Annotated in this window: 18 protein-coding genes; 9 read left to right on the top strand and 9 right to left on the bottom strand. The window is 64.6% G+C overall.

All coding sequences use genetic code 11. From position 1 onward, the window contains the following. Positions 1-27: 27 nt before the first annotated feature. From ACIPUD_RS22635 to ACIPUD_RS22595, 9 genes are all read right to left on the bottom strand, one after another. Positions 28-621, bottom strand: coding sequence for a L,D-transpeptidase (locus tag ACIPUD_RS22635; RefSeq protein ID WP_007597994.1), 594 nt, complete (start codon positions 619-621; stop codon positions 28-30). 196 nt (positions 622-817) lie between these two features. Then, positions 818-1792 (bottom strand): hypothetical protein, encoded by a 975-nt coding sequence (locus ACIPUD_RS22630; protein WP_446481567.1) that lies wholly within the window; start codon positions 1790-1792, stop codon positions 818-820. Between the two features lie 84 nt (positions 1793-1876). Then, a complete protein-coding gene (locus ACIPUD_RS22625; RefSeq protein WP_446481566.1) occupies positions 1877-2440 on the bottom strand; it encodes a redoxin domain-containing protein in 564 nt (187 codons plus the stop codon). Between the two features lie 31 nt (positions 2441-2471). Continuing rightward, positions 2472-3170, bottom strand: coding sequence for a cytochrome c biogenesis CcdA family protein (locus ACIPUD_RS22620; protein ID WP_377791571.1), 699 nt, complete (start codon positions 3168-3170; stop codon positions 2472-2474). Positions 3171-3479: 309 nt separating this feature from the next. Beyond that, complete coding sequence (locus ACIPUD_RS22615; protein ID WP_018456005.1) at positions 3480-4091, bottom strand: sigma-70 family RNA polymerase sigma factor; 612 nt, start codon at positions 4089-4091, stop codon at positions 3480-3482. Between the two features lie 409 nt (positions 4092-4500). Next, positions 4501-5235 (bottom strand): response regulator, encoded by a 735-nt coding sequence (locus ACIPUD_RS22610; RefSeq protein WP_446481565.1) that lies wholly within the window; start codon positions 5233-5235, stop codon positions 4501-4503. Between the two features lie 10 nt (positions 5236-5245). Beyond that, entirely contained in the window at positions 5246-6991 is a 1746-nt protein-coding gene (locus ACIPUD_RS22605) for an ATP-binding response regulator (RefSeq protein ID WP_446481564.1), read from the bottom strand. Beyond that, positions 6961-8991, bottom strand: a complete 2031-nt coding sequence (locus tag ACIPUD_RS22600) for a sensor histidine kinase (protein WP_085385497.1) — start codon at positions 8989-8991, stop codon at positions 6961-6963. The genes ACIPUD_RS22605 and ACIPUD_RS22600 overlap by 31 nt, the downstream gene beginning before the upstream one ends. Before the next feature lie 54 nt (positions 8992-9045). Further along, a complete protein-coding gene (locus tag ACIPUD_RS22595; protein ID WP_026233068.1) occupies positions 9046-10041 on the bottom strand; it encodes a TRAP transporter substrate-binding protein in 996 nt (331 codons plus the stop codon). 186 nt (positions 10042-10227) lie between these two features. Here ACIPUD_RS22595 and ugpB point away from each other — a divergent pair, with 186 nt between their 5' ends. From ugpB to hpxZ, 9 genes are all read left to right on the top strand, one after another. After that, a complete protein-coding gene (gene ugpB, locus ACIPUD_RS22590; protein WP_085349649.1) occupies positions 10228-11568 on the top strand; it encodes a sn-glycerol-3-phosphate ABC transporter substrate-binding protein UgpB in 1341 nt (446 codons plus the stop codon). A 154-nt stretch (positions 11569-11722) separates the two neighbouring features. Further along, positions 11723-12670: an aminoglycoside phosphotransferase family protein gene (locus tag ACIPUD_RS22585; RefSeq protein WP_085349650.1), complete on the top strand. Its 948-nt coding sequence runs from the start codon at positions 11723-11725 to the stop codon at positions 12668-12670. Positions 12671-12930: 260 nt separating this feature from the next. Continuing rightward, a complete protein-coding gene (locus ACIPUD_RS22580) occupies positions 12931-14553 on the top strand; it encodes an ABC transporter substrate-binding protein (protein ID WP_446481563.1) in 1623 nt (540 codons plus the stop codon). Between the two features lie 212 nt (positions 14554-14765). Beyond that, positions 14766-15779 (top strand): ABC transporter permease, encoded by a 1014-nt coding sequence (locus tag ACIPUD_RS22575; protein ID WP_377828510.1) that lies wholly within the window; start codon positions 14766-14768, stop codon positions 15777-15779. A gap of 62 nt (positions 15780-15841) precedes the next feature. Next, positions 15842-16741 (top strand): ABC transporter permease, encoded by a 900-nt coding sequence (locus tag ACIPUD_RS22570; RefSeq protein ID WP_377828509.1) that lies wholly within the window; start codon positions 15842-15844, stop codon positions 16739-16741. A 102-nt stretch (positions 16742-16843) separates the two neighbouring features. Beyond that, positions 16844-18583, top strand: coding sequence for a dipeptide ABC transporter ATP-binding protein (locus ACIPUD_RS22565; RefSeq protein WP_446481562.1), 1740 nt, complete (start codon positions 16844-16846; stop codon positions 18581-18583). Positions 18584-18602: 19 nt separating this feature from the next. Then, a complete protein-coding gene (locus tag ACIPUD_RS22560) occupies positions 18603-18782 on the top strand; it encodes a DUF4089 domain-containing protein (RefSeq protein ID WP_018456016.1) in 180 nt (59 codons plus the stop codon). A gap of 7 nt (positions 18783-18789) precedes the next feature. Next, positions 18790-20187: an AtzE family amidohydrolase gene (locus ACIPUD_RS22555; RefSeq protein WP_446481561.1), complete on the top strand. Its 1398-nt coding sequence runs from the start codon at positions 18790-18792 to the stop codon at positions 20185-20187. 1 nt (position 20188) lies between these two features. After that, on the top strand, positions 20189-20581 hold the full coding sequence (gene hpxZ, locus ACIPUD_RS22550; protein WP_027514468.1) for an oxalurate catabolism protein HpxZ: 393 nt from the start codon (positions 20189-20191) through the stop codon (positions 20579-20581). Positions 20582-20585 lie beyond the last annotated feature (4 nt).

Below are 20585 nucleotides of genomic sequence, written 5' to 3'. Positions count from 1 at the left end.
AAAGGAATATTCGCTAATGCGAGGAGATCAGAGTTCGGGCTTCTGCCGGATGACGACCTTGGTGCCGACAGGGACGCGATCGTAGAGATCGGCGACGTCGCGGTTGACGAGCCGGAAGCAGCCGGAGGAGACCTTGGTGCCGATCGTGTCGGGCCGGTTGGTGCCGTGGATGCGGTAGACCGTGGTGCCCAGATACATGGCGCGCGCACCGAGCGGATTACCGGGGCCGCCGGCCATGAAGCGCGGCAGATAAGGCTGGCGCTGGATCATCTCCGGCGGCGGCGTCCAGTCCGGCCACTCCTTCTTGTTGGTGATGTTCACCAGACCCTGCCACTGAAAACCGTCGCGGCCGACGCCGATGCCGTAGCGGATCGCACGACCGCCAGGCTGCACCAGATAGAGATGCCGTTCGGCGGTCGAGATGATGAGGGTGCCGGGCGCTTCGGTGGTGCGGAAGTAGACGACCTGCTTCTGCCATTCCGGATCGAGTTCATAGGCATCGTCGGCGACCAGGCCCGGCTCGTCGCCGCGGTCGGGCTGCTGGGCGTAGGCGTGGGGCGCGGACAGGATCAGGCCGATCGCAGCCACAAACATCCCGGTCAGGCGACGAAAATCCGTCATTTCAAGCTCTCCCCGCGGCCAAAGCCAAATCATCTGGAACCATCAAATCTCAGGGCCATCTTCATGGCAAGTTCAAGGCACCCTTAGACCATATGTCACGAGAATGCTTTGGTTTTTTGACGGACCGCGCGCAATGCCACAAACGGGGGATGGCGCGAAAAGCAGTGGTCGCAGCATCCTCACCGCGCGCGGCCTGTCAGATCTGGTTATTCTCAGCCGCGATCCCGAGCCGCCGGACGATCTCCGTCCCCACGGCCCGGGCCTCAGGCCTCGAACCGATGCGAGGGCTGCGAAACCGTTGTCCTGACTGCAATCGGATCACGACGATGCAGTGCTCGTCCTCGGAGCGGCCGCGGCGCTCGACCGTGATCGTCTTGACGTCGCGCGCTTCGATGTGGTCGGCGCGCAACGTGCCGTCGCCCCACAGGCGTTCGATCCGGATATCGCCCTGGCGGATGATCCAGAACGCGCCGGTCACAAGGTTGGCATAACGGGAAACGCCAAAAGCGGCGAGCGCGCCGACGGGCAGCAGCACGATGTCGACCGACCCGGGCGACAGGCCACGCCAGAGCCTGTAGGCGTAGGGAACGGCGCACAATGCGACGACGATCAGTGCGATGATCCTGATGTCTCTCTTCGAGAACGGCTCGAGGGGGTCGCCGAGACGCATCTCGGGATTGCTGGCATCGAGCGGATTGACCGGAGACTCGACGTCGGGGACGTCGAATTGCGCGGCGATCCGCGCCACCGTGTCGTGCACATGGGTGACGTCGGAGATCGGCGGCGATGTCAGGCGCTCACCGGAGGCCAAGGTGAAGGCGAGCTGGAAGCGGGCTTTCGCCCTCTTGCTGCCGGGAACCTGCAATCCCCTGATGTCGTCCTTGGCGACGATCCGCGTCCGCAGTCTTCCGAACGGGCGCTGCTCGCCGATCAAGATCTCGTCCGGCGTGATGATCCACACCACCGCCGGCGCCAGCATGATGATTCCGACGAACGCGGCTCCCACCAGCAGGGCGACCACGGAGATGGTCACTTCCAGGATGTCATGGGTGAACAGGCCCGGCGTGAAGCACAGCGCAACGGCGGCCGCAAAGCCGGACATGACCAGCCGCTGCGCAATCGAGGCGCCTTCACGAAGGCGAATGTCGGTGCTGTTAGTGGCGTCGTCCATCGCGGGCGGCTGATTACGTGGCCCGCGAAACTCCACGGACGGGTCCGTGGAGTCAAGCAACAAGGGCGCGACCCGTGCCGGGCGTCAGCTATTGGCGTTCAGCAGCTTTGCCACGGTGCGATCGATCTCGTCATAGCGGCCTTCGCCCTCGTGCTGGAACACGATCTTGCCGTCCTGGTCGATGATGTACTGCGCCGGCCAATATCGGTTGCGGTAAGCGTTCCAGGTCCTGGAATCATTGTCCTGCGCCACCGGATAGGTGATGCCGTGGCGCTTCAGGGCGGCCTGCACATTGGACGCCGAGCGCTCGAACGGGAATTCCGGCGTGTGCACGCCGACCACGACGAGGCCCTTGTCCTTGTACTTGGCATAGAGATCGGTGACGTGCGGCAATGTGTTGACGCAGTTGACGCAGCCATAGGTCCAGAAGTCCACCAGCACGACCTTGCCGCGGAGATCGGCGATATTAAGCGGCTTCGAGTTGAACCAGTTGTTGATGCCGGCGAAGTCGGGCGCGGTGTCCTGGCTGGCGGCGGCGGTGACGACAGGGACAGCGTGCGCGGCCTCGTCGCAGATGCCGGGGATGACGGCGCCTGTTACGGCGATGCCGATCAGTGCGGCGGAGACGGCGAGCAGTTTGAAAGTCATGGAAAGATCCTCCGGTGAAAATGAGTGATGATCACAGGCCGATCTGGCCGGTGGGATAGAAGCCGGTGAGCCACGCCACGATCAGCGTGTCGTATTGGAAATAGGCGGCGAGCGCGAAGCCGATCACGACGACGCCAAAGCCCTGCTGCAGCCGCGGCGAGATGCGCGCGAGACTGCGCACCCGCGTGGTGGCGGCTTGCCCGCCATAGGCGATCGCCAGCATGGGAATCGCCGCGCCGATGGCGTAGGCGATCAGCAGCGTGCCGGCCCAGGTCGCGTTCTCAGTGGTCGCGACCAGCGTCAGGATCGAGCCGAGCACCGGGCCGGCGCAGGGCGTCCAGACCAGGCCGAGCGTGGTGCCGAGCACGAGCCCGCCGAGTGCGCCTTCGCGCTGCGTGGCGCTGGAGTTGCCGAGATCGAGCCAGCCGTTGAGCCGGATCGACAGCCATTCGAACGGCGCCGGCCACAGCATCAACAGGCCGAAGCCGAGCAGCAGGATCGATGCCGCGTCGCGCAGCACGTTCGGATCGAAATCGAACAGCCGCGTGATAGCGCCGAGCAACAGCGCGGTCGCGGAGAACGAGATGACGAAGCCGAGCGCGATCATCGCCGGGCGCAGATGCGAGCTGCGGCCGATCGAGGCGCCGAGCAGGATCGGCAGCATCGGCAGCGTGCACGGCGCGGCGATGGTGAGGATGCCGGCGAGGACAGCAAAGACAAGTTCGAGCATTGGGGCACTCGTGGAGAGGGTCACGAGGGCAGTTCGGGATGAGAGAGGCAGTCGTTACGCCGCGTCACGCCTTCGTGACGGGAGTGCTGCTGCCGCAGCGGTGCCCCAAGCACAAAACGACCCGGAGGGGGGCATCCCGTCCGGGTCGTTGGAGGTCTTGGGAGGTTTAACGAAACCGTATGTGAGCTTTATAGGAGGGAAGTTTTTCCGCCTGATGTTGTGCTTTGTTTCAATTGTTTCGTCGGCGGTAACACTTCCGTCCGGGGTAGGGTCTAAACTTGTGTCCTATCCCATTGAAATAGCTGAACTTCAGGCGGCGAAGCGCTCGACGCCACAGCCCTTAAGCAATTCGGCCAGTTGCTTGCGGGCGTAGAACATCCGGGTCTTCACCGTGCTCTGCGGGATGCCGATGATCTGTCCGACCTCCTCCACCGACTTCTCATGGTAGTAGACCAGCGTGATGATCTCACGATGCGCGGGCGACAGCTTCTGAACGCAGGCGCGCAGGATGGCGCTGGTGTCGCTGCGGTCAAGCGAGGTCTCCGGCGTGTCGCAACCATCGGCGATCTGGCGCACGTCTTCCTGGTCGATATCTTCGAAGCGGCGCTGGCGCATCGCAGTCAGCGCCTTGAAGCGAGCGATCGAGAGCAGCCAGGTCGAAACCTGCGAGCGGCCCTGGAATTGGCCGGCGGTCCGCCACACGTCCAGAAACACCTGGCTGACCAGGTCTTCCGCCGTGGTCGCGTCGCGCACGATCCGCAGGATGAAGCGGTAGACGCGCACATTGTGCCGGCAATAAAGGATGTGCATCGACGTCCGGTTGCCGTCGGCAATGCTTTCGAGAAGCATGTCGTCCGAGGTCGCCTGAGCGGCAATGATGCTCTGGCTGGCTTGGGCGTTGATGGCGATGACGTTCGGCATTGACTTGGCTCCCCGTAGCGCCGCAACCGAGCGGCGTTTCCTTGGACCAAAGTGTTAATGAGCCAACGTTTCGGGACGTCTGCACGAAAAGCGGAAAATGGTTTCGTGCGCCACCAAATTGTTTCGTCGAATTAGCCGCGACGAAACATTCGGGGCAAAAAAGCGTGTAATTTCAATGTACGGAAAATACGGGGGTGGGATTAGGGCGAGCGGATGCGCCGGGAACGTATTTCGGGCCTTTGCGTTCGCACTCCCGTGTCGTCCTGGACAAGCGAGCAAAGTGAGCGCCGATCCATGACCCATGACCCCAGGGAGACGTTTTGCGGAAACGCGTGGTTGCCAGCCTCGCGCCACAATCTCTGCCTGGGGTAATGGGTCCTGGCCTTCGCCAGGACGACGATGGGAGGCGCTACGCCTTCTCGCCCGCCGGCGAGAACAGATAGCCGCCGCCGCGGATGGTGCGGATCACGGCGGGTTTTGCCGGATCGGGCTCGATCTTGCGGCGGATGCGCATGATGCGCAGGTCGACGGCGCGGTCGAAGGCTTCGGCGTCGCGGGCATTGGCCAATTCCAGCAGGCGCTCGCGCGACAGCACGCGCTTCGGATTGGCCGCGAACACTTTCAAGAGCCCGAACTCGGATGCGGTCAGCGGATGCTCGTTGCCCTCGTCGTCGCGCAAGGCCTGCGCTTCGAGATCGAGCCACTTCGTCCCGAACCGTACCAATTGCTCCTTGTCCGATTTCGTAGCCGCCGTGTTCGCCACGGCTTTCGCCGGCGCGCTCCGGCGCAGCACCGAGCGGATGCGTGCCATCAGCTCACGCAGCTCGCACGGCTTGGCCACGTAATCGTCGGCGCCGAGCTCGAGGCCGACGACGCGGTCGATCGGGCTTGCCGTCGCCGTCAGCATGATCACCGGCACGTTGATGCGGCTCTTGAGGTCGCGGATGATCGAGAGCCCGTCTTCCTCCGGCATGTTGAGGTCAAGCACGACGAGGTCGGGCATGCTGCCGTCGATCGCCGTGCGCAACGACTTGCCGCCGTCGCACAGCGTCACGGTGAAGCCGTGCATCTTGAGGTAATCGCCGACCATCTCCCGGGCCGGGGCCTCGTCGTCGACGATCATGATGTGCTGGCTTTGGGTCATGGTCCTGAGATCACGAAATTTCGGTCGCGGGGAGGGTGATGGTGAAGATCGAGCCCTTGCCGGGGCCCTCGCTCTCGGCGGTCACCTCGCCGCCGTGCATGTCGATAATACGCTTGACGATGGACAACCCAAGCCCGGTCGAGCTCTCGCCGGCGGTCGGTTTTGCCGACAGCCGCTGGAACCGGCCGAACAGGCGGCCGAGATCCTCCGGCGACAGGCCGGCGCCCTCGTCGCTGACGCGGACGATGGTGTCGCCGCCCTCATGGCTGACGACGACGCCGATCTTGCCGCCGATCGGTGAGTATTTGATGGCGTTGCTGATCAGATTGTCGATCGCCTCGCGAATGCGGTCGGTGTCGCACATGGTGACGACGTTGACGGGCGCGGTGACGCTGATCGCCTGCTGCTTGTTGACGGCGAGCGGCTGGTTGGCCTCGGCGACCTCCTTGACCAGGGCCGCGACGTCGACGGGCTCGCGGCGGATGGTGATGTCGAAGGCATCGGCCATCGCATCCGAGATCAGATGATCGACCATCGTGGTCAGGCGCTTGGTCGCATCGCGGATGTGATCGACCTGGGCCACGACGCCGCCTGACGACGCGCCGGTCGAGATCAACTCCTTCAGCATCTCGGTGCGGCCGAGGATGACGCCGAGCGGATTCTTCAGATCGTGGGCAACGGTACCGAGGATTTCGTTCTTGAAGCCGTTGGCGCGTTGCAGCCGCAGCCATTGCGCCGAGAGGCGGCGGTTGGCCTGCATCAGCGCGCGGGTGCGCTGGGCGACGCGGTCTTCCAACTGGGTGTTGGCGGCCTGGAGCTGCTGGTAGAGGATGACGTTGTCGAAGGCGATCGAGAGCCGGCTGGAGAAGATCTCGACCAGCGAGCGGTCGGTCTCGGACAGCTCGCGCTCGGCCTGCAGCAGCACCACGACCTCGCGGCCGCTTCCGGTGCGCAAATAGATCACGCTGCGGTGGTCGGCGAATTCGTTCTTGCGGCCCTGGAACGCGGCTTCCACCATCGCGCGCAGATCGGGGTCGAGCGCCTTCGACGAGGTGGTGCCGATGAAGCGGCTGTAGCAGCCGCTGCCGGCGAGCACCGAGAGCTCGGGGTCGATGCCGCCATTGTCGCGCAGGACCAGGATGCCGGCGCAATCGACGTTGAGCAGCGAGGCGAGCTGGGTTAGCACGCCCTCGGCGAGCCGCTGCATCGACTTGAAGTCGTACAGCGTCGAAGCCGCGTCGATGATGATCTCGAGCCCGCGCCTTGTCTGCAGCATGCGCTCGAGCTGCTGGTAGGAGCGCAGTGCCGCGGTCAGCGAGGTGAACAGCTTGTCGGCGGTGAGCTCGGTCTTGGCCTTGTAGTCGTTGATGTCGTACTGCACGATCACGCGCCGTTCGGGCGCTTGACCGGGCTGTCCGGTGCGCAGGATGATGCGCACGGTCTCGTTCTTGAGCTCGTTGCGGATGTACTCGACCAGCTCGAGGCCGGCGACGTCCGTCTCCATGATGACGTCGAGCAGCACGGCGGCGATGTCGTTGTGCGCGGCCATCAGCTTGCGACCTTCGGCCGCGGAATGGGCGGAGAGGATCTCCAGGCCCTGGCCGTTGAGGGAATAGTCCGAGAGCGCAAAACGCGTACCGTCATGCACGGCCGGATCGTCGTCGATGACGGCGATCTTCCATTTCCGGGCGTCAACATCCTCCGATGCGGTACCGGTGTCGTCGATCAGGTGGAGGACATCGTCCTGTTCGGCCATTGAGAAGTCCCGTCAGTCTCTGTGCTTTGCCCGCCGCCCTTGGCGACCCGGGGCATGATAATGCGAAAAGTAGTGCCTTGTCCCAGCTTGGATTCCAGCATCATGCGACCGCCGAGCTGCTGGGTGACGAGGTTATAGACGATATGGAGGCCGAGTCCCGTGCCACCTTCATTGCGCCTGGTGGTAAAGAATGGGTCAAAGGCCTGGCGCTGCACGTCGGAGGTCATGCCGGCCCCGTCATCGGTGAAGATGATCTCGACGTCGTCGGCCCCGCGCGGCCGCGCCGAGATCGTGATCGTGCCGGCGCGGCCGTCGGCAAAGGCGTGGTTGGCGGCATTGAGGAACAGGTTGGTCAGGATCTGGCCGTAGGAGCCGGGATAGCCGTCGAGCAGCAGTCCCTCGGGCATGTCGACATGGAGCGTGATCGGCGACCGCTTCAGCACCGGCCGCAGGCTCGCGATGATCTGCTCGGTGGCTTCGCTCAGGGAGAACTGCCGGCGCTCGGCATGGGAGCGGTCGACCGCAACCTGCTTGAACGACTGGATCAGCTCGCCGGCGCGCTGGAGATTGGCGACGAGCTGCTGCGAGGCGTCGCGCGAGGACTGCACGAATTCTTCCAGCTGCGAGCGGCGCAGGCCGCCGTCGCCCTTGAGCTGGGCCTCGAAGATTTCGGTGCGCCGGGCAAAGCTCGACGCAACGGTGAGGCTGATGCCGATCGGGTTGTTGACCTCGTGCGCGACGCCGGCGACGAGGCCGCCGAGGGCTGCGAGCCTCTCGGCATCGATCAGATTCTGCTGCGCGGCGTTGAGCTCGAGCAGCGCGCTTTCGGCCTTCTCCTTGGACGCGCGCAGCTCGTCCTCGGTCTGGCGCTTCGCGATGGCGTTCTCGCGGAACACTTCCACCGCGCGCGCCATGGCCCCGACCTCGTCGCGCGCGCGCGTGCCCTGCACCTCGCGGCCGAGGTCGCCGAGCGTGATCGCGCGCATCGCCGCCATGATCTGCTGCAGCGGCAGCCGGATCGACAGCGCGATCAGCACGCCGGCGGTGAGGATGATGCCGAGGAAGATCACGGCGATGGAAAGAACGCGACGGGAAATGTCCGCCAGCGTGCGGTCGAACGTCTCCTGCGCCTTTTGCTCGCGCTGGCGCATCTTGGTGGAGAGATCGTCGATGGCGCCGATCGCCTCGGCCTGGTTGGCGTCGATGGTGTTGCGCAGCAGCTCGGTACGGTTCGTGAGCTGCTCGGAGAGCTTTGCAAAACCCTCGCGCAGCGCGGCGGTCCGGGCGGCGAGTCGTCGCAGCGCCATGCGCTGGAGGTCGTTGTCGGCGAGATCGATCATCACGGGGATGGTCTTCTCGATGGTCTCGGTGTTGCGGCGGGCGTCGTCGGCCGCACCCGATGACAGCGACAGATAGTAGGAATTGGCCGCGACCAGCATCGCGGTGAAGGCCTCGCGCGACTTGCCCAGCGAAGGCCAGATCAGCGCGTCGCGATGGCCGGTGGCGCCTTCGATGATGGAGTAAAGGCCGGCCATGTCCCTGGCCGGTGCCTGCACCTGATCCTCGTAGGTCTTCGCGATGGTGGCCTGCACGCCGCGCAGCTCGCCGAAGCCGTTGAGGAAGCGGTCGGTGGTGCGCTCCAGCTCCTCGACCGAGCCCGACAGCATCGGGTCCTTGGCGGCGCGATTGGTCAGCGTCCCCAGCACCGCCTCGCGCAGCAGCAGGATCTCGGCGAACAGGTCGGGGCTCGGCTGGTTGATGTAGCGGTGGATCAGATTGTGCAGCCGCCCGGTCTCGCTTTCGAGCAGCGCCAGAATCCGGTCGGATTCGCGCACCTGGCGCACGTCGTCCCAGGCTGAGCCGAGCACCTGCGAGCCGTTCCAGATCAGCCCGACCAGCACGATGACCACGGCGGAGTTCAGCGCCGCGATCGACAGGATGCGCCAACGGATCGGCACCGCCCGGAGCACGCCGACCAGCCGCGCGCGCAGCCGCCCCATCGGGCCGGGCGACCTGTCTGCATGCTCGCTGTGTCCAAGCCCGGGCAAGAGGCCTCACTCCACCTTGCGAATGCGTTCGATCAGCGCGGCCGCGGCCGGATCCTGCCCGGCCTTGGCGTAGATCGCGACCATCGCGTCTTCGAACGGCTTGCGGTCGATATCCCTGACGATGGTGACGCCCGCTGCTTCCGCCTTGCGCTGTGACTGCTCCTCCAGGTCGCGCCATTTCTCGCGCATGAAGCGGCTGGAGCGCTGTGCGGCTTCCCTGAAGATGGTTTGCTCGTCGGCCGACAGGCTTTTCCAGGCCTTCAGCGAGATCACCAGCACTTCGGGGCTCATGGTGTGCTCGGTGAGGGCGAGATAGCCGGCATGTTTGTAATGGTCCGTCGTCACGTAGGATGGCCAGTTGTTCTCGGCGCCGTCGATCAGGTGGTTGGCAAGCCCGGCAAGCACCTGCCCATAGGGCATCTCGACCGGCTCCGCGCCGAGCGCGCGGATCATCTGGCTCATCAACTCCGACTGCTGCACCCGGATCCGCAATCCCTTGAGGTCCGCGACGTTTCTGACCGGGCGGGCGCCGTTGTAGATCGATCGCGCGCCGGAATCGTAGAAGGCGAGGCCAACGAAGCCGTAGGGCTCGAAGCTGCCGAGGATCTCGCTGCCGATCGGCCCGTCCAGCACCTTCTGCATGTGCTCGATGGACCGGAACAGGAACGGCATCGCCAGCACGTTCATCGCCGGAACGAAATTGCCGATCAGCGCCACATTGGTCCGGTTGAGATCGATCGCACCGACCCGGGTCTGCTCGATGGTCTCCTTCTCCTCGCCGAGTTGGCGGGAGTGGAAGACCTTGACCTCGTGCCGACCGCCGCTGCGCTCGGCGATCAGGGCGCCCATGTAGCGCAGCGCCTGCACGGTCGGATAATCCTCGGTCTGGGTGTCGGCGGCGCGGAACTCACGCGCAGCAGCTCCCGTCGCGCAGAGGGCGATCAAAAGCGCGACGAAAACCACCCCGGTCCGCGTGCGTTCGGCACGGTTCAACACTGGCACACTCAACCCCTCAGTGGTGGAGTCTATGGCGGGAGGAAAAGGTTCAATGCAATCTAGCAGATGGTCGTGGGAAGGCCATCCCGCCGGGCGCCTCGACGTGATTGTGCGGCGCGGCCGGGGCTCATTCCCGGTTGAAACCGCAAATGCCGCGCCTTAAGCAGGGGCAGCCGCTTTCGTCGGTGCGGCATGGAAAGAGCCATCGTGACTTCAGCATCGCGCCTTTCGCAGGTCGTCGCCGTTTTTGCGGCCCTCTCATTGGCCGCGCCGGTGCGGGCCGCGACCGACATCGCGTGGTGGCACGCCATGTCCGGCGAACTCGGCCGCCAACTGGAAAAGCTCGCCTCCGACTTCAACGCCTCGCAGCCGGATTATCGCGTGGTGCCAACTTACAAGGGCAGTTACACCGAGACGGTGACGGCCGCGATCTTCGCCTTCCGCTCGCGCAGCCAGCCCGCGATCGTCCAGGTCAACGAGGTCGCCACCGCCACCATGACCGCGGCCAAGGGCGCGATCTATCCCGTGTTCAGCCTGATGCGGGACATGAAGGAGCCGTTCTCGCTCAATGACTACCTTCCCGCGGTCTCCGGCTACTACACCGATGCGGCCGGCAATCTCTTGTCCTTCCCTTTCAATTCGTCGACGCCGATTCTTTATTACAACAAGACCATGTTCCGCGACGCAGGGCTCGATCCGGAGGCGCCGCCGAAGACCTGGCCGGAGCTTGGCGCTGCTGCAAAACGCCTGCGCGATCGCGGCGCGGTGTGCGGCTTCACCACCTCCTGGCCGTCCTGGATCCATGTCGAGAATTTTTCAGCCTTCCACAATCTGCCGCTGGCAACGCGGGCGAACGGCTTTGCCGCGTTGGATGCCGAGCTGACCATCAACAATCCGTCTCTCGTGCGTCACGTCTCCGAGCTCAGCGAGTGGCAGAAAACGAAAGTGTTCGACTATAGCGGCCGCGGCCAGTCGGCCGAGCCGCGCTTCCAGAACGGCGAATGCGGCATCTTCATCGGCTCCTCGGCGACGCGCGCCGACATCAAGGCGAATTCGAAGTTCGAGATTGGCTACGGCATGATGCCGTATTGGCCCGACGTGAAGGGTGCGCCGCAGAATTCGATCATCGGTGGCGCCACGCTGTGGGTGCTGCGCGACCGTCCGCGCGAGGAATACAAAGGCGTGGCACGATTCTTCGCCTATCTGTCGCAGCCTGGCGTGCAGGCCGCCTGGCACCAGAACACCGGCTATCTGCCTGTCACCCGCGCCGCCTTCGAGCTGACGCGCGCGCAAGGTTTTTACGAGCGCAATCCGGGCTCGGCGATGTCGTTCGAAGAGATCACGCTGCATCCGCCGACGGAGAATTCAAAGGGCATCCGGCTCGGCTCCTTCGTGCTGATCCGCGGCGCGATCGAGGACGAGCTGGAGCAGGCCTTTGCCGGCCGCAAGAGCGCGCAAGCCGCGCTCGATGCTGCGGTCGAACGCGGCAACAAGATCCTGCGCCAGTTCGAGCGCGCCAGCCCGGATAGGTAGGGGGAGGGATGGTAGCTCGGCGTTAAGGCGCAAGGCCATTCCACAGCGTCATGGCCGGGCTTGTCCCGGCCATCCACGCCTTGGCCGCAGCACGAAGAACGTGGATGCCCGGGACAAGCCCGGGCATGACGAGCTCAACAGCCGTTAGGTTACGATGTCGATGAAACTCCCTCATTGCGCCGACGCGGCAAGCTTTCGCGCCTTTCGCGCCGACCCTCCGCGATGGCTGCCGATCGCGCTCGATATCGCCCGCAGCCACGATCTCGATGCCAGCGCGCCGCACGTCTTTGCGACCGGCACCAATCTCGTGGTCGGGCTCGGCGATCGCCTGATCCTGAAAATCTTCCCGCCGCTGCTCCGCGCGCAGTTCGTCTCCGAGCACGGCTCGCTGGCCCAACTTGCCGGTCGCATTGATTTGCCAATTCCCGAGATCGTCGCGGAAGGCGATCGCGACGGCTGGCCTTATCTGATCATCACACGCCTTGCCGGCACGCTCGGCTCGGAGGTCTGGCCGTCGTTGCCGGAAGCGCAGAAGGAGCGCGTGCTGCGACAGATCGGCGAGACCATCGCCGCCGTGCAGCGCGCGCCGCTCGGCTCACTCGCGCAGATCCAGCCGCGCTGGGACGACTTCATGCGGGCCCAGATGCAGGGCTGCAAGGCGCGGCACACGCGTCTCGGCCTGGCGCCGAAATTCCTCGCCGGCCTCGACGATCTCCTGCGTGATGCGGCCGCGCTCATTCCGATGGATGCGTCGCCGGTGATCCTGATCGGCGAATACATTCCGGAGAACTTCCTGCTCGCCCGCCACGACGATCAATGGTCGCTCGCCGGCCTGTTCGACTTCGGCGACGTGCTGGCGGGATGGCGGGACTACGATCTGCTCGGCCCTAGCGCCTTCATGGCAGCGGGCCGGCCGGGCAGGGTGCGCAACCTGCTCGAAGGCTTTGGCTATGCGAAGCTCGACTTCGCGCTCAAGCGACGGCTGATGGCCCTGATGCTGCTGCATCGCGCCAGCGACCTCAACAGCCACATCTGCATCGAGGGCTGGCAGGAGCAGGCGGATGATCTGGTCGAACTTCAGGAGCTGATCTGGCCGGGGTGACGGGCCGCGATCGATAGCCGCGCCACCTAGGGGCGAGACGCGCTCACGCAATAGGCTGGTATTGTCGAAAGTCTATTTTTTAGGCAAATATACCTGTTTGTATGCAATGTCCGACGGCTTGGCTTCTGATCGACGGCCCGGATAGCAGCCTTTTCCTATAAACATTTCATAGGCTTATGCTGGTTTAATCCTTGCTTAAGCCTTGGCACGAACCTTGCGAATCCAGTTCCAACCAGAACCTTTTGTGTTGGAGCCATTCCATGAAGCGCCGCGATTTCCTCAAGTCCGTTTCCGGATTGGCCGCAGGCGCGGCGCTTCCGACCATGCCGTCCGTGATCTCGTCGGCCAAGGCCGATGCGCGCTCGGAGACGCTGCTGATCGTCTCGGAAGGCGGCCCCAACAATCTCGATATCCACGGCGTCGGCACCAACGTGCCCGGCTATGAGGTGTCCTGGAATTGCTACGACCGCCTGCTCAGCCACGAGATGAAGACCGGCCCCGGCGGCGTGCCCTATTACGACCGCGACAAGTTCAAGGGCGAACTCGCCGAGGACTTCAAGATCGACGACATGTCGGTCACCTTCAAGCTGAAGAAGAACGCCAAATTCCACGACGGCGCGCCTGTGACCGCCAAGGACGTGAAGTGGTCGCTCGACCGAGCCGTCAGCGTCGGCGGATTCCCCACCTTCCAGATGAGCGCGGGCTCGCTCACGAAACCCGAGCAGTTCGTCGTGATCGACGACTACACGGTACGTGTCGACTTCCTGAAGAAGGACAAGCTGACGATCCCCGATCTCGCGGTGATCGTGCCCTGCATCATCAATTCCGAGCTGGTGAAGAAGAACGCCAGCGAGAAGGATCCCTGGGGACTCGAATTCACCAAGCAGCAGACCGCGGGCTCCGGCGCCTACAAGGTGACGAAGTGGACCGCCGGCACCGAAGTGGTGATGGAGCGCAACGACGATTGGGTCGGCGGCCCGCTGCCGAAGATCAAGCGCGTGATCTGGCGCATGGTGCCGCAGGCCGGCAATCGCCGCGCGCTGCTGGAGCGCGGCGACGCCGACATCTCCTATGAGCTGCCGTTCAAGGATTTCCAGGAGATGAAGGCGAGCGGCAAGCTCAACGTGGTGTCGCTGCCGTTCTCCAACGGCATCCAGTATATCGGCATGAACGTGACCAAGCCGCCGTTCGACAATCCCAAGGTACGTCAGGCGGTCGCCTGCGCGATTCCCTATCAGAAGATCATGGACGCGGTGATGTTCGGGCTGGCTAACCCGATGTTCGGCGCGCCCAAGGACAAGCCAACCGAAGTCGCCTGGCCGCAGCCGCACAAATACAACACCGACATGGACAAGGCGAAGGCGCTGCTGGCCGAGGCCGGCTACCCGAACGGCTTCGAGACCACGATCTCGTTCGACCTCAACTTCGCCGGCGTCAACGAGCCGCTCTGCGTGCTGGTGCAGGAGAGCCTGGCCCAGATCGGCATCAAGACCACCATCAACAAGGTGCCCGGCGCCAACTGGCGCACCGAATTGAACAAGAAGGAAATGCCGCTCTTCACCAACGTATTCTCGGGCTGGCTCGATTACCCCGAATACTTCTTCTACTGGTGCTATCACGGCAATAATTCCGTCTTCAACACCATGAGCTACAAGTCGGCGGAGATGGACAAGCTGATCGACGGCGCACGCGCGGCCGCCGCGACCGGCGACACCGCGACCTACGACACCGACGTGAAGGGCTTCGTCGACCTCGCCTACAGCGACATCCCGCGCATCCCGCTGTACCAGCCGTTCGTCAACGTCGCGATGCAGAAGAACATCAGCGGCTACCAATACTGGTTCCACCGGAGGCTGGATTATCGCGCGATGGCGAAGGGGTAAGGGGTGGCGGGCGCTGTCCTTCGCAGTGAGGTGAGCACGCTTTTCAGGCTCCCTCCCCCCTTGTGGGGGAGGGGTGGGGAGAGGGGTAGCCACAAACTCCGATCTCTCCCGGAGCCACCCCCCTCCCTAGCCCTCCCCCACAAGGGGGGAGGGAACGCAGCGGAGCGAGTGGCCGCGTGTCGGGTTCATTCAACGCGCAAGAGGAAGTCGCCATGCTGACCATGATCGGCAAGCGCCTGATGTTCGCGATTCCTTCGCTGATCGGGGTCGTCATCGTCACCTTCTTGCTGACCCGCGCATTGCCCGGTGATCCCGCGGCGTATTTCGCCGGCCCCGCCGCAACGAAAGAAGCCGTCGAGCAGATCCGGAAAAAACTCGGCCTCGACAAGCCGCTGATCGAGCAGTTCTTTCGCTACACCAACGATCTCGCCCATGGCGATTTCGGCAACTCGCTCACGACCGGCCAGCCGGTCGCAGCCGAGATCCGCAACCGCCTGCCGGCCTCCGCCGAGCTGACGCTGCTCGGCCTCATCGTCTCGGTCGTGATCGCGATTCCGCTCGGCGTGCTGGCGGCGACGCGGCCGGGCTCATGGGTCGACCATCTCTGCCGTGTGACGACGACGGCCGGCGTCTCGCTGCCGGTGTTCTTCACAGGTCTGGTGCTGGTCTATGTGTTCTATTTCCGGCTCGGCTGGTCGCCCGCGCCGCTCGGCCGGCTCGATGTGTTCTACAGCGCGCCGCCGACAGTGACCGGCTTCTATCTGATCGACACCCTGATCGCGCGCGACTTCGAGGTGTTCCGTTCGGCATGCAGCCAGCTCATCCTGCCGGCGACGACGCTTGCGATCTTCTCGCTGGCGCCGATCGCGCGCATGACGCGCGCCTCGATGCTGGCGGTGCTGTCCTCCGAATTCGTGCGCACCGCGCGTGCCAGCGGCCTGTCGCCGGCGACCGTCATCGTCACCTACGCCTTCCGCAACGCGATGCTCCCCGTCATCACCACGCTGAGCATGGTGTTCTCGTTCCTGCTCGGCGCCAACGTGCTGGTGGAGAAAGTGTTCGCCTGGCCAGGCATCGGCTCTTACGCCGTGGAAGCGCTGATCTCGTCGGACTTCGCGCCGGTGCAGGGGTTCGTGCTGACCATGGCGGTGATGTACGTGCTGCTCAATCTCGTGATCGACATTCTCTATGGCGTGATCGATCCGCGCGTGCGGCTGGAGGGGTAGAGCATGATCCGGAAAAGTGGGCACCGGTTTTCCGATCAGATCATGCTCAAAAGGATAGAGTCATGAGCACCGTTGCGCCTGCTGTTGAACCCGTCGGCCCCGCGCGCACGTCGGGTCTCGTCGCGCTCCTCGACCAGACCCGCTACGTGCTCGGCGAGAACAAGGTCACCGGCTTTGCATTCGCGCTGCTGATCGTGATCCTCCTTGCCGCGATCTTCGGCCCCTATGTGGTGCCGTATGACCCGCTGGCGTCCGACACCGTGGTGTCGCTGAAGCCGCCGTCGGCCGCGCACTGGTTCGGTACCGACCAATTGGGCCGCGACATCTTCAGCCGGGTCGTGGTGGCGACGCGGCTCGATACGTTCATCGCGGTCGCCTCCGTCGCGCTGGTGTTCCTGATGGGCGGGCTCGCCGGCATCGCGGCCGGCTATTTCGGCGGCTGGACCGATCGCATCGTCGGCCGCATCGCCGACACCATCATGGCATTCCCGCTGTTCGTGCTCGCCATGGGCATCGTCGCCGCGCTCGGCAATACGGTGCAGAACATCATCCTGGCCACGGCCATCGTGAACTTTCCGCTCTATGCCCGCGTCGCGCGCGCCGAAGCCAATGTCCGCCGCAATGCCGGCTTCGTGCAGGCCGCGCGGCTGTCCGGCAACGGCGAATTCCGCATTCTCCTCGTGCATATCCTGCCGAACATCATGCCGATCATGATCGTGCAGATGTCGCTGACCATGGGCTACGCCATCCTCAATGCCGCCGGTCTCTCGTTCATCGGCCTCGGCGTGCGTCCGCCGACGGCGGAATGGGGCATCATGGTCGCCGAAGGCGCCGGCTTCATGGTGTCAGGCGAATGGTGGATCGCGCTATTCCCGGGCCTCGCTCTGATGATCGCCGTGTTCTGCTTCAACCTCCTCGGCGACGGCCTGCGCGACATCGTCGACCCCCAGCGGAGGACGTGATGGCTGGGTTAGGCGTACTTTTTTGTTCGAAATTGCCCAATGAAATCAACCTCATTCTACTGTGCATGGGGTTGTTTTCGCCATTTTTAGTTGGAGGTGCCCATGACCGCCCCGCCGCTGCTCGACGTCCAGGACCTTACCGTCGAATTCACCACCCGCCGCGGCATCGTCAAGGCGGTGCAGCACGTCAACATTTCCGTCGCCAAGGGCGAGACGCTCGCGATCGTCGGCGAGTCCGGCTCCGGCAAATCGGTGACTTCCTACGCGGTGATGCGCATTCTCGACCGCGCGGGGCGGATCGCCGAAGGCTCGGTGATGTTCTCGGGCATCGACGTCAAGGCTGCGACCGAAGACCAGATGCGCGATTTGCGCGGTCGCGAAGTCTCGATGATCTTCCAGAATCCGCGCGCCGCGCTCAACCCCATCCGGAAGGTCGGCGACCAGATCGAGGACGTGCTGCGCACCCATGTCCAGCAGGCCATGGTTTCGGACCGCGGCGAGAAGGCGATCGAGGCGCTGGAGCAGGTCAAGATCGCCCGCCCGCGCGAGCGCTATCACGCCTATCCGTTCGAGCTGTCCGGCGGCATGTGCCAGCGCGTTGTCATAGCGCTCGCGCTCGCCTGCAATCCGCAGCTACTGATCGCGGACGAGCCGACGACCGGATTGGACGTCACCACGCAGAAGGCGGTGATGGATCTGATCGTGGAATTGACCAAGCGCAAGGCAATGTCCACCATCCTGATCACGCACGATCTCGGCCTCGCCGCTGCTTATTGCGACCGCGTCGTCGTGATGGAAAAGGGCAGGGTGGTCGAGACCGCCAAGGCCGCCGACATCTTCGCCAACCCGCAGCACCCCTACACCAAGAAGCTGATGCGCGCGACGCCCCGGCTTGGCGTGAGCTTGCGGGATCTGTTGCCGGAGGAGGAGGGCGCAGCACTCGCCGCCACGAGCGCAGCATCCGCGGAATTGGCTCCGACCGCCGCGGCGGGCAAGACGCCCCTTCTCCTCATCGACAAGCTGGTCAAGGAATATCCCCGTAAGGGCGCCACTGCCACGCTCGGGAAATTGTTCGGCCGCAAGCCGCCTGTAGAGCCCGACGTGTTCCGCGCGGTCGACGGCATCAGCTTCACGGTCGGTCACGGCGAGAGCGTCGGCCTGGTCGGCGAGTCCGGCTGCGGCAAATCGACCACGTCGATGATGGTGATGCGGCTGCTGGACCAGACCTCGGGCCTGATCCAGTTCGACGGCGAGGACATCGGTGCCATCGCGCCGGCCGGCTTTGCCCGGCTGCCGCAGCGCAGCCGCATCCAGATGGTGTTCCAGGACCCGACCGACAGCCTCAACCCGCGCTTCACCGCCGTGCGTGCCATCGCCGATCCCATCATGCAGCTCGGCGACATCAGGGGGCGCGGCGCGCTCCGCGCCCGCTGCGAGGAGCTCGCCACCATGGTGGGCCTGCCGCACAATCTGCTGGATCGCTTCCCGCACCAATTGTCGGGCGGCCAGAAAGCCCGCGTCGGCATCGCCCGCGCCATCGCCCTGCACCCGAAACTCGTCATCCTGGACGAGCCGACCGCCGCGCTCGACGTCTCGGTCCAGGCCGTGGTCCTCAATCTGCTCCAGGACCTGAAGGCGCGGTTAGGTATGAGTTATCTGTTCGTCTCGCATGATTTGAACGTAGTGCGCTTGTTGTGCGATCGTGTCATTGTCATGCGGTCGGGTCGAATCGTCGAGGAAGGATCTTCCGAGAGGGTCTTGAGCGATCCGCAGGACGACTACACTAAGGAGCTGCTGACGGCGATCCCGCATCCGCCGCTGCAGACACTGGGCGCACACTGAGAGCTTGTTTGGGAGCGTGATGGCCGAACCGTTGGACGATTATATCGACGCTGTCACCAAAGCGTTGGCGTTGCCCGTCGAGGAAGCATGGAGGGCGTCCATCCGCGCCAATCTCGAGGTCTCGCTGCGGCTCGGCCGCCTCGTCGACGAATTCGCGCTGCCGGACGAGACGGAGCCGGCGCCCGTGTTCACGGTCTGACGCCGCCATGACGACCAAGCCAGAGATGACGGCCTCCGAGATCGCGAGCGCGGTTGCCAGCCGCAAGATGTCGGCGCTCGATGCGACCGAAGCAGCGCTTGCGCGCATCAAGCAGCACGACACCATCCTCAATGCGTTTACCGACATCACTGCCGATCGCGCCCGCGCCAAAGCGCGCGCGGTCGATGCCGATATCGCCGCCGGCAAGACCGTCGGCCCGCTCGCCGGCGTGCCCTTTGCGGTGAAGAATCTGTTCGACATCGCGGGCCTCGCCACCCGCGCGGGTTCGAAGATCAACCGAGACCGCGTGCCCGCCAGCCGCGACGCCACGCTGATCGAGCGGATGGAAGCGGCCGGCGCCGTGCTGGTCGGCGCGCTCAACATGGGCGAATACGCCTACGACTTCACCGGCGAGAACGTCCATGACGGTCCCTCGCGCAATCCGCACGATACGACGCGGATGAGCGGCGGCTCCTCCGGCGGATCCGGCAGCGCCGTTGGTGGCGCGCTGGTGCCGATCGCGCTCGGTTCCGACACCAACGGTTCGATCCGCGTGCCGTCCTCGTTCTGCGGCATCTTCGGCCTGAAGCCGACCTATGGCCGGCTCTCGCGTGCGCGCTCTTTCCCGTTCGTCGCGAGCCTCGATCATCTCGGCCCGTTCGCGCGCTCCGCCACCGATCTCGCGCTGGCCTATGACGCCATGCAGGGACCGGATGCCGACGATGCCGCCTGCACCACCACACGTGGTCTGGAGCCGACGACACCGCTGCTTGCCAATCCGGTGTCCGACCTGCGCATCGCGATCGCCGGCGGCTACTTCCAGAAAAATCTGTTTCCGGAAGCCGTCGAAGCCGTCAGCCGCGTCGCCAAGGCGCTGGGTGCAACGCGCGTGGTGGACGTGCCCGAAGCCGCGCGCGCCCGCGCGGCGGCCTATGTCATCACCACCACCGAGGGCGCCTCGCTGCATCTCGATCGGCTGCGCAAGCGGCCGAACGATTTCGATCCCGCCGTGCGCGACCGGCTGATTGCGGGCGCCATGGTGCCGGCGCCGCTGGTCGACCGCGCGCAAAAATTCCGCCGCTGGTATCGCGCGCAACTCGCCGAGATTTTCAAATCCGTCGACGTGCTGATCGCACCGGCGACGCCATGCGCCGCGCCGAAGCTCGGCCAGGTCAATTTCAATCTTGGCGGCGTCGAGATGCCGGTGCGCGCCAATATCGGCATCCACACCCAGCCGATCTCATTCATCGGCCTCCCCGTCGTCGCCGTGCCGGTGCCGCTCGAACCGTTGCCGATCGGCGTGCAGATCATCGCCGCGCCATGGCGCGAGGACATCGCGCTGCGCGTCGCGTACGCGTTGGAGAAGATGGGCGTCGCCGCCGCGCCCAGCCCAAGAGGATTTTGAGATGGAGATCGATCTCCCCGAGGTGATCGCAGACGTCAAAGCTGCGTTCGAGCGCTATGAGCAGGCTCTGATCACCAACGACGTCGCAGTGCTTGGCGAGCTCTTCCGCAACGATCCCCGCACGCTGCGCTATGGCATCGGCGAGAACCTCTACGGCTATGAAGCAATCTCCGGCTTTCGCGCCGGGCGCTCGCCGGTCGGCCTCAATCGCCGCACCGCGAAAACCGTGATCACCAGCTATGGGCGCGACACCGCCGTCGCCTCCACCCTGTTCTATCGCGACACGATGCCGGGCAAGGTCGGACGGCAGATGCAGACCTGGGTAAAATTCCCGGAGGGCTGGCGCGTCGTCGCCGCCCATGTCAGCATCATCGACGAGTCGAAAGAGACCTGACCGT

It is taken from the genome of Bradyrhizobium sp. CAR08, from assembly GCF_052871955.1.
This window is presented reverse-complemented; position numbering and strand designations above follow the sequence as displayed.